The following is a 9,097-nucleotide window of genomic DNA, read 5'->3' as shown; positions in this document are numbered from 1 at the left end:
GTGCGTCGGGGCGGGTCGCGGCGTACCCGGCGGCGCCGCCCCCGGCGCCCAGCACCAGCCCGGTCGCGCCCGCCGCGCCCGCGGTGCCCAGCAGCCGCCGTCGCGAGACGCCGGGGCTGGAGTCCGTGGTGCCGGGGCCCGGGGCAGAGGTGCCGCTGGTTCCCGGGGAGGCGCTCGTACCGACGCGGCCCGGGGCCTGCTTACTGGTCTTGCTCACGTGCTCAGCCGATCTTCGCGTTCTTGTCGATGGTGACCTGGTCGATGTCCGACGTCCGTACCGTCACCTCGATCTTCCAGTCCCCCGCCATCGGGATCTGTACGCCGCTCGCCGACCAGTGCCCCTCGGCCAGCCGGTCGGGGACGACCGGCAGCGGGCCGATCTCCTGGGCCTCCAGGGTGAGGGCCACCTTCAGCTCGGGGACGTCCATCGGCTTGCCGTCGCTGCCGTCGATCCACACATGGAGCTCGTTGGAGCCGGTGCGGCCGGGGTCGATGTCGATGCGGACGGTTCCCTCGCCGTTCTGTCCGCCGGTGTCGAAGGGCATGCTCAGGTTGACGGGGGTTCCGGCGGCGGGTGCGGCCGCCGCGGAGGTGCCACCCGCGGCCTCCTCCGTACGGCCCGGTTCGGTGGACGTCAGCAGGGTGGTGACGGCCAGCAGGACCACGGCGACGGCGGTCTCGGCCAGGACCGAGCGGCGCAGCCCGGAGCGCTCCGCGTCGGCGTCCCGTATCCGCTTCTTCTTGGTGGCGGTCAGGGCGGCCCGCTGCCGGGCCAGTTGGGCCGCGCGCTCCGGATCGACGTCGGCCCGGGCGTCCTCGGACTCGGCCGCTTCGCCCGAGGAGCTGTCCGAGGAACCGTCCGTGTCGTCGTCCGGGACCTCGTCGTCCGGAACCTCGGAGGAACCAACCGCCGTATCCGTCAGCCGCCCCGTCCACCGCCGGGAGAACCAGGCGACGGCGAGCAGGACCGCGATCAGCGCGACCTTGAGGATGAGCAGCTGTCCGTACCGGGTCCCGGTCAGGGCCGACCAGGAGCCGACCTGCCGCCAGGACTGGTAGATCCCGGTCGCCGCCAGGACCACGACGCTGCCGAACGCGACCGTGGAGAACCGCCGTACCGCCGCGCTCCCGATCTCCGGCGTCCGGTACAGCGCCACCAGGAGCGAGGCCAGTCCACCGAGCCAGGCGGCGACGGCCAGCAGGTGCGCCACGTCGACCGGCATGGCGATGCCCGGCTGGATGCCGGTCGAGGCGTGCTCGGACATGGCCCAGGTGGCGGCGATGCCCGCGGCGACCACCCCGCCGCCGACGGCCAGACCGAAGGTGAGGTCCTTCTTCTCGCGCTCGTCCTCGCGCCGGGCGTACGTACCGAACAGCACGGCGATGAACAGGGCGGCCGCTCCCAGCAGCAGCAGCCGGGAGACCAGGGCGGCGCCGGGCTTGGTGTCCAGGACGGACTGGAGCCCGTCGAGGTCGAAGGCGTCGGCGAACCTGCCGCTGCCGGTGTACGGGTTCCGCAGCAGCAGCATGACCAGGGTCGCCGCGGTCAGCGTGACCCAGCCACGCACCACGAGCCGCTGCATCGGCAGGGCGGACGCACCGCGCTGCCAGCAGCCGAGGACGAAGGCGCTGCCGCCCACGAGCAGGACGAACCCGGCGTACGCGGCGTACCGCGCGATGCCGTAGACGACGCCGACCGGTCCGCCGCCGACCTCCTGGGAGGGCAGTGCCACCGTGGTGTCGGACGGGGCGCCGATGGAGAACGTGAACGCGCCGGAGATCGGGTGGCTGTCGGCGGAGATCGCCTGCCAGGCCACCGTGTAGGTGCCGTCCGGCAGCCCGGGGTGCAGCTCGACGCCGTAGCGGACGGTGGAGCCGTCGGACAGGTCCTTCGGCTCGGCGCCGGTGTCGGCGCGTTTGCTGCTGGGGTCCAGGACCCGGATCGACCCGTCGCCGACGGCGATCGCCTCGGAGAAGGTGAGGGTGACCTCCTTGGGCGCGGTGGCCACCACCGCCCCGTCCTGCGGGTCGCTCCCGGTGAGGGCGGCGTGCGCGGACGCCGGGCCCGCGCCGGCCAGCAGCAGCCCGAACACCAGGCTTGCCAGGGCGGCGAGGAGTGCGGCGGCGGCGACGGGCCGTCGTATCGGGGGCCGTCCGAGGCGTGGGGCGGTGGCAGTCACGGTTCAGTCCCTCACTGCTTCTTCGGGTTGTGGGTGGTTTCCTTCACCGGCAGGTCGACCGTGATGGAGTCGGCCTTCTCGAAGTGCAGCTCGACGGAGACCTTCTCGCCCTGCTTGGGCTTCTGCTTGAGCTTCATGAACATGATGTGGTTGCCACCGCGTTCGAGAACGAGCTCGCCGTTCGCGGGGACCTCGAAGGACGAGACCTTCCGCATCTTCTGGTCCTTCGTCTCGTGGATCGAGACGTCGTCGGAGAGCGGGCTGGTCACCGAGGTGAGCCGGTCGCCGGTGTCCCCGCTGTTCTGTACGACCAGGAAACCGGCGGCCATGTCGCTGACGGGCTGCGGCAGATACGCGTCGACGACCTTCAGCTCGGGCTTGCTCTCCGAGGAGCACCCCGCCAGTGCCAGCCCGGCGGTGAGGGCGAGGACGCCGGCGAGGGCCGTGCGGCGGCGGTTCACGGGGTCTCCCCCTTGATCAGCTTGGGGAGGTCCTTCGCGTACTCCTCGGCGGTGGTGTCCTCTCCGTAGAGGGCGTACCCCTTGTCCGTCTTCGGGGAGAAGGCGATGACCTGGGCGCCGTGCATCGAGACGACGGTCCCGTCCTTCTCCACCTTCGGCGCGTCGATGCCGATGCCGATCTGCCGCGCCCCGGCCTGGATGGTCGGGAAGTCGCCGGTGAGGCCGGTGAAGGTGGGGTCCTGGGCCCTGAGCCACTCTCCGAGCGAGGCGGGGGTGTCGCGCTCGGGGTCGGTGGTGACGAAGACGACCCGGAGCTTGTCCTGGTCGGCCTTGGACAGCTCCCGCTTGGCGAGGGAGATGTTGCTCATGGTCAGCGGGCAGACGTCGGGACAGTTGGTGTAGCCGAAGTAGATGAGCGTCGGCTTGCCCTTGGTCGCCTCGCGGAGGTCGTACTCCTTGCCGTTCGTGTCCGTGAGGACGAGGTTCGGCTTGGTGAAGGGCTGGTCGAGGACGGTGGCGGCCTTGGTCTTCGGTGCGGCGCTGACGTCGGCGATGGACGAGGAGCCCGTCCCGTCGTCACCGGAGCCGCAGGCGGAGAGGGCCAGTGCGGCCGCGGCGGCGAACGCCACGGCCGTCACTGCTTTTTTGCTGTTACGCATGAAAGGGGTGTCCTGAGTGTGGTGCGGGTGGTGGAACCGGCAGGTCAGGCTGTACGGCGACGCCCGGCGAGCACGCCGAACGCGACGCCCGCGATGCCGATGACGATGCCGATGATGCCCAGGGTGCGGGCCGTGGTGTCGCTGGCGGAGGACGCGGCGTGGCTCTTGTCGCCGCTGTCCTTCGCCGAGGCGTCGCTGTCGGCGGCCTTGTGGTCGTCGCCGTCCTTGGTGTCTTGGGCCGCGCCACCGCCGTGGTGGTCGTCGGAGGCGGCGGAGAGCTTCAGGACGGGGGCCGGGCTGTCGGGCTCTTCGCCGCCTGCCTTGGGCTCCTCGATCCAGCGGACGACTTCCTTGTTGTCGTAAGTCTGGATCGCCTTGAAGACGAGCTGGTCGGCGTCCTCGGGGAGCTGTCCGACGGAGACCGGGAACTGCTGGAAGTAGCCGGGCTCGATCTCGCTGCCGTCCGCGGTCCAGGTCACCTTGGAGACGGCCTCGGTGATCTTCTTGCCGTGCACCTCCAGCGGCTTGTCGAGCTTGCTCTTGTCGATCTTGATGTCCCAGCCGGGGACGGCCTCGGGGGTCACGGAGGAGAGCGGGTGGTCGGCCGGGAAGCTGATCTCCAGCTTCACCGTCGAGGCCTGGTCGCGCTCGTTGGGGACCTTGAAGTTGAGCGTCGCGTAACCGCCCTTGGCGGCCTCGCCCTGCGGCTGGACGCTGACGTGGGCGGCGGCCGGGCCGGCGATCAGCAGGACGGTGGACGCGGCGACGCCGCCGACGAGGGCGATACGGGAAAGCTTCATGGCAGGAATCACTCCACAGGAAGACAGAGAAGCGGAACATGGTGGTCCGGCGCGCGGGTGCGCGGCGGCATCACGACACCTCGTTCTCCGGCTCCGTGCCGAACCGTCGTCCGGATTACGCACCGAACCGTCGTCCGGCCACGCACGGAACAGGACCGTCGTCCGGTTACGGGGGATACGGGAGAGGTGTCGCGTCAGGCTGCGAGGGCGTACGGGGCCGGAGGCCCGCGCCTGATCACCAGGTGCTGGAGAGGATTCCCGGCCGCGGGCGGGGCGGCGTCGTCGGACGAACACACGGCACGCGGCCCGGCCGTGAGCTGCTCGCGCGATCCGGCCCGCAGCGCGCGGACGAGGGCGAGCGCACTCCGCAGGGACCGCAGCCGGGCCCCGGCCGCCAGCGCCTGGGCGCTGTGCGCGGAGAGCCGGGCCAGCCGGAAGAGGGCGATCTCGCCGCGCCGCAGCAGCCAGCCGGTGGCGAGCGCGACGAGGAGGTGGGCCACGAACATCGGCAGGCTCGGCAGCAGCGCGGACACCGTCGCGCACACCGCCGCGATGCCGGAAGTACCGTCCCCGGCCGCAGCGGTGGCCGCCGCGGCTCCTCCGGCGGACGCGAGGTGGCCGTGGCCCTGCGTGAGCGTGGCGGGGTCGATGCCCGCCGTGGAGACGATGCGATGGGCGTCGGCGGCGTCCAGCTGCCCGGCCCCGGCCCCGCACACGAGCCCGGCGGCGAACCGGATGAGCGAGTTGTCACCGCCTGTGGCCGAGGCGGCCGGAGCGCTGCCGTGGCTGCCGTACGCGAAGACGGCGTGCAGGGCGATCTGGCCGCTCGCCAGCGCACCCGTGATCGACGGAAGGGAACGCTCCCGTCCGGCGAGGGCCACGGCGACGGCGAGGACGCCGAGGAATCCGGCGAGCAGCGTCCACGCGGGGACGGCCGAGCCGGCGGCGAGGACATGCCCGGCCGCGGACAGCACGACGCAGACCGCGGTGAACACCGCGGCCCTCATGAGCCGCAGACCGGCTCCGGCGCGTGCGAGAGGCGTGGACATGGCCGGGACATCATCGCACTGCGCCCCCGGAAGCGGCACGGCAGGTCCGGAAGATCAGCCTCCGTCCCCAAGCGTGCTTGTTGCGCCTGTTCGCGGGGGATGTACGCACCAAGGACGCCTACGGGAACGGGTACGGGACCGCCCTGACCACCGGCCCGGGCGGTCCATACACCGGCCGTCCGAATATCCGCATCCGCCGAACGAGCGCTCTCCGGCCCGATCCGTGCTTACGAAGTGCCGAGGGCGGATACACGTATCGGTACGTCGAGCCGCAGCCAGGAGGCTGGAACATGAGCATCTGGTGGTCTCTCCATCTGCGGCGCGAAGCTGCGAGCGTTCCGCTCGCCCGTCGTTTTCTGCTCGGCACCATGGAAACCGCGGGGGTCGATCCGGACGTCTCCTTCGACCTGTCGCTGGCGCTCAGCGAGGCCTGTGCGAACGCCGTCGAGCACGGCGGCGAGCGGACGGCTCTCGGGGAGCCGGGGGATTCCGGGTACGGAAGGACCCCGCCGGACTCCGGGCAGTACCGGGTCACGGCCTATCTGGACGGCGAGAAATGCCGTATCGAGGTCAGCGATTCCGGGCCGGGCTTCCCCGCTGTGCGGGTGCTCCGCCCGGCCGCGCACATCTCCTGCGCCGCCGAGAGCGGGCGTGGCCTCGACCTGATCGAGCAGCTCTCCGATCACGTCCAGTTCGCCAACCGGCCGGGACGCGGCGCGGTGGTGAGCTTCGACAAGGTCCTGAAGTGGCAGGAGGGCGCGCTGCTCACGGTGTAGTGAGCGGCGCGCCCTCCCGAGAGGTACGGCGGTGGGTCAGCCCTTCAGCTGCGCCATCCAGGCCTCGACCTCGTCGGCCCGGCGGGGCAGCGTGTCGGAGAGGTTCCGGTTGCCGTCCTCGGTGACGAGGATGTCGTCCTCGATCCGGACGCCGATGCCCCGGTACTCCTCGGGCACGGTCAGGTCGTCGGCCTGGAAGTAGAGCCCCGGCTCCACGGTCAGGCAGACGCCCGGCTCCAGGATGCCGTCGACGTACGCCTCGGTGCGCGCGACGGCGCAGTCGTGGACGTCCATGCCCAGCATGTGACCGGTGCCGTGCAGGGTCCAGCGGCGCTGGAGACCCAGCTCCAGAACCTTGTCCACGGTCAGGTCGCCGAGCAGGCCCCACTCGACGAGCTTCTCGGCGAGCACGCGCTGCGAGGCGTCGTGGAAGTCACGGAAGGCCGCGCCGGGCTTCACGGCGGCGATGCCCGCCTCCTGGGCCTCGTAGACCGCGTCGTAGATCTTGCGCTGGAGCGGCGAGAACGTGCCGTTGATCGGCAGGGTGCGCGTCACGTCGGCGGTGTAGAGGTCGTTGGTCTCGACCCCGGCGTCCAGGAGCAGCAGCTCGCCCGCGCGGACGGCGCCGTCGTTGCGGACCCAGTGCAGGGTGGTCGCGTGCGGGCCCGCGGCGCAGATCGAGCCGTAGCCGATGTCGTTGCCCTCGATGCGGGCGCGCAGGAAGAACGTGCCCTCGATGAAGCGCTCGCTGGTCGCCTCGGCCTTGTCCAGGCTCCTGACGACGTCCTCGAAGCCGCGCGCGGTGGCGTCGCAGGCCTTCTGCAGCTCGGCGATCTCGAAGGCGTCCTTCACCAGGCGGGCCTCGGAGAGGTAGACGCGCAGCTCCTCGTCGCGCTCGGCGGTCACCTTGTCGGCGAGGGCCGCCTCGATGCCCGCGTCGTGGCCGCGCACGTTGCGGACCGGGCCGGTGGCCCCGGTGAGCGCGGCCGCCACCTCGCGGACGTCCTTCGCGGGGATGCCCAGCAGCTGCTCGGCCTCGGCGAGGGAGTGACGGCGGCCGACCCACAGCTCGCCCTGGCCGTCGAGCCAGAACTCGCCGTTCTCCCGGTTGGAGCGGGGCAGCAGGTAGATGGTGGCCTCGTGGCCGTTCTCGCCGGTCGGCTCCAGGACGAGGACGCCGTCCTGGGTCTGGTCGCCGGTGAGGTAGGCGTACTCGGTGGACGCGCGGAAGGCGTATTCGGTGTCGTTGGAGCGGGTCTTCAGGTTGCCCGCGGGGATGACCAGGCGCTCGCCGGGGAACCGGGCGGAGAGCGCGGCGCGCCGGGCGGCGGTGTGCTCGGCCTGGGCGATCGGCTGGAGGTCGTGCAGCTCCGTGTCGGCCCAGCCCGACTTCATGTTCTCGGCAAGCTCGTCGGAGAGGCCCGGGTACAGGCCGTTCTTCCGCTGCTTGATCGGTTCTGCTGCCTCGTTCTCTTCGGTCTCCTGCTCCGGGGTTTCCGGGATGAGCTCCTCAGACACGATGTGAATCTCCTTGATACGACGCTGGACCATCACCCATCGTACGGGCGTACGGAAGGGGGCCCAGGGTCCAAGGACCTATTACCGCGAAGCCCGCGGGAGGCTCACTCGAAGTGCGCTGCGAGGATCACGACGTCCTCGGCGGAGTCGTTCCTGTCCAGGCCGTCGGGAAGCACCGTCCGCAGGACGTGGTCGGCGACGGCCGCCGGATCGTGCCGCTCGGCCTTCGGTACGGAAGCGGCGGCGGAGTGCAGCCGGGCGAAGGCGCGGTCCATCGGGTCGCCGGTGCGGCGCAGCAGCCCGTCGGTATAGAGGAGCACCGTTTCTCCGGGGGCGGGGCTGAACTCCACGCTCGGCGCCTCCCAGCAGGCGAGCATCCCGAGCGGGGCGGAGAGCGTGGTCTCGACGTACTCGCAGCGCCGGTCGCCGAGGATCAGCGGCGGGGTGTGCCCGGCCCCGGCCAGCACGACCTTGCGGGCGGCGGGCTCGCAGTAGGCGAACAGGGCGGTCGCGGTCCGCGCGGGCTCGGTGAGCCGCAGCAGCAGTTCCAGATCGGAGAGTACGGCCACGGGGTCCTCGCCCTCCATCACGGCGTACGCCCGCAGGCTGGCGCGCAGTCGGCCCATCGCGGCCATCGCGCTCGGCCCGGACCCGCCCACGGAGCCCACGGCGAGGCCGAGCGTGTGGTCCGGCAGCGGCAGCGCGTCGTACCAGTCGCCGCCGCCCCGGGGCCCGGTCCGGCGCCGGGCGGCCAGCTGGACGCCGGCGATCCGGGGCAGTCGGCTGGGCAGCAGCTCCTCGGCGACGGTGGCGACGTCCGCGCGGGCGCGCTCCAGCTCGGTCAGGCGGGCCAGGTGCTCGGTGGCGTAGCGGGCGTAGAGGCCGACGAGGTGGCGCTGCTTCTGCGTGGGCTCGGCGGGCTCGTCGTAGAGCCAGGCGGCCGCGCCGAGGCGTCCGGCCGCCTCGGAGGAGAGGGGGAGGGCGTAGCTCGCGGCGTAGCCGAGGCGGGCGGCGACCTCGCGGTGGCGGGGGTCCAGGCTCCGGTCGCCGGGCAGGTCGGGGCTGGTGACCCCGTCCGCGGTGCCGGGGGCGCCGTCGAGGATGCGGCCCAGGGCGGTGGAGCCGCGCGGCACGGTCTCGATGAACCCGAGGTCGGCGTGGGCGAGCCCGAGGCCGATGGTGGCGGAGGGGCCTTCACCGTTCGCCGGTTCCAGAACGAGCAGGCCGCGGCGGGCGCCGACGAGGGCGGCTCCGGCGCGCAGCAGCTCGTGCAGGGCGTCGTCGAGGGTGCTCGTCGCGGCCAGCCGCTCGGTGAGTTCGTGCAGGGTCGTGAGGTCGGAGACCCAGCCTGCCAGCCGGTCCTGGATGAAGGCTCCGGGCGCTGCCGGGACCTCCGTCAGGGGAGCGGGAGCCTGCGTTGAAACCGGAACCTCTGGATCGATTCCAGCCACTTTCGGCAGGTGTGGGGCGCTCATGGCAGCCAGCTTTCCGACCGGTGCGATTCGTCGAATAGCATCGCAAACCCCCATGTGATTCTGCGCCACTATCAGTGCATCCACATGTACACGCACAAGTAACCCGATGTCCAGCATTGTCCCCTCGGGGTTCGGGGGATTCCTGCTCTCCCAGTGTCGGTTAACTTGGCCAAAAATTG

General features: G+C 71.7%; 8 protein-coding genes and 1 pseudogene. 1 reads left to right on the top strand and 8 read right to left on the bottom strand.

The window, feature by feature from the left end; translation table 11 throughout:
• The 6 genes and pseudogenes from CIB93_RS32035 to CIB93_RS32010 form a co-directional block, all read right to left on the bottom strand.
• Positions 1-217: pseudogene (locus CIB93_RS32035) on the bottom strand (deferrochelatase/peroxidase EfeB); the annotation flags it as partial.
• Positions 218-221: 4 nt separating this feature from the next.
• Positions 222-2,180 carry a copper resistance CopC/CopD family protein gene (locus tag CIB93_RS32030; RefSeq protein ID WP_096632006.1) on the bottom strand — a complete coding sequence of 653 codons (1,959 nt, stop codon included), beginning with the start codon at positions 2,178-2,180 and terminating at the stop codon, positions 222-224.
• A gap of 11 nt (positions 2,181-2,191) precedes the next feature.
• Entirely contained in the window at positions 2,192-2,641 is a 450-nt protein-coding gene (locus CIB93_RS32025; protein WP_096632004.1) for a copper chaperone PCu(A)C, read from the bottom strand.
• Positions 2,638-3,300 (bottom strand): SCO family protein, encoded by a 663-nt coding sequence (locus CIB93_RS32020; RefSeq protein ID WP_096632002.1) that lies wholly within the window; start codon positions 3,298-3,300, stop codon positions 2,638-2,640. Before CIB93_RS32020 ends, CIB93_RS32025 begins: the two co-directional genes overlap by 4 nt.
• A 44-nt stretch (positions 3,301-3,344) precedes the next feature.
• Positions 3,345-4,100, bottom strand: coding sequence for a YcnI family protein (locus CIB93_RS32015; protein ID WP_096632000.1), 756 nt, complete (start codon positions 4,098-4,100; stop codon positions 3,345-3,347).
• Positions 4,101-4,294: 194 nt separating this feature from the next.
• Positions 4,295-5,149, bottom strand: a complete 855-nt coding sequence (locus tag CIB93_RS32010; protein WP_096631999.1) for a hypothetical protein — start codon at positions 5,147-5,149, stop codon at positions 4,295-4,297.
• A gap of 290 nt (positions 5,150-5,439) precedes the next feature.
• Between CIB93_RS32010 and CIB93_RS32005 the strand changes: the two genes are divergently transcribed.
• On the top strand, positions 5,440-5,925 hold the full coding sequence (locus CIB93_RS32005; RefSeq protein ID WP_096631997.1) for an ATP-binding protein: 486 nt from the start codon (positions 5,440-5,442) through the stop codon (positions 5,923-5,925).
• A 36-nt stretch (positions 5,926-5,961) separates the two neighbouring features.
• Here CIB93_RS32005 and CIB93_RS32000 read toward each other — a convergent pair whose 3' ends face one another.
• Positions 5,962-7,443, bottom strand: coding sequence for an aminopeptidase P family protein (locus CIB93_RS32000; protein WP_096631996.1), 1,482 nt, complete (start codon positions 7,441-7,443; stop codon positions 5,962-5,964).
• Positions 7,444-7,547: 104 nt separating this feature from the next.
• Positions 7,548-9,035, bottom strand: a complete 1,488-nt coding sequence (locus tag CIB93_RS31995) for a PP2C family protein-serine/threonine phosphatase (RefSeq protein ID WP_179500319.1) — start codon at positions 9,033-9,035, stop codon at positions 7,548-7,550.
• Positions 9,036-9,097: the final 62 nt, after the last annotated feature.

This window comes from Streptomyces sp. WZ.A104 (assembly GCF_002382885.1).
GTDB lineage: Bacteria > Actinomycetota > Actinomycetes > Streptomycetales > Streptomycetaceae > Streptomyces.
The sequence above is the reverse complement of the archived record's forward strand: the minus strand, read 5'-3'. Positions and strand labels throughout refer to the sequence as shown.

What these genes read in the sequence shown, in the direction of transcription:
- CIB93_RS32020 (WP_096632002.1), bottom strand. Translation starts at nt 3,300, where the DNA reads ATGCGTAACAGCAAAAAAGCAGTGACGGCCGTGGCGTTCGCCGCCGCG.
- CIB93_RS32015 (WP_096632000.1), bottom strand. Translation starts at nt 4,100, where the DNA reads ATGAAGCTTTCCCGTATCGCCCTCGTCGGCGGCGTCGCCGCGTCCACC.
- CIB93_RS32010 (WP_096631999.1), bottom strand. Translation starts at nt 5,149, where the DNA reads ATGTCCACGCCTCTCGCACGCGCCGGAGCCGGTCTGCGGCTCATGAGG.
- CIB93_RS32005 (WP_096631997.1), top strand. Translation starts at nt 5,440, where the DNA reads ATGAGCATCTGGTGGTCTCTCCATCTGCGGCGCGAAGCTGCGAGCGTT.
- CIB93_RS31995 (WP_179500319.1), bottom strand. Translation starts at nt 9,035, where the DNA reads ATGCTGGACATCGGGTTACTTGTGCGTGTACATGTGGATGCACTGATA.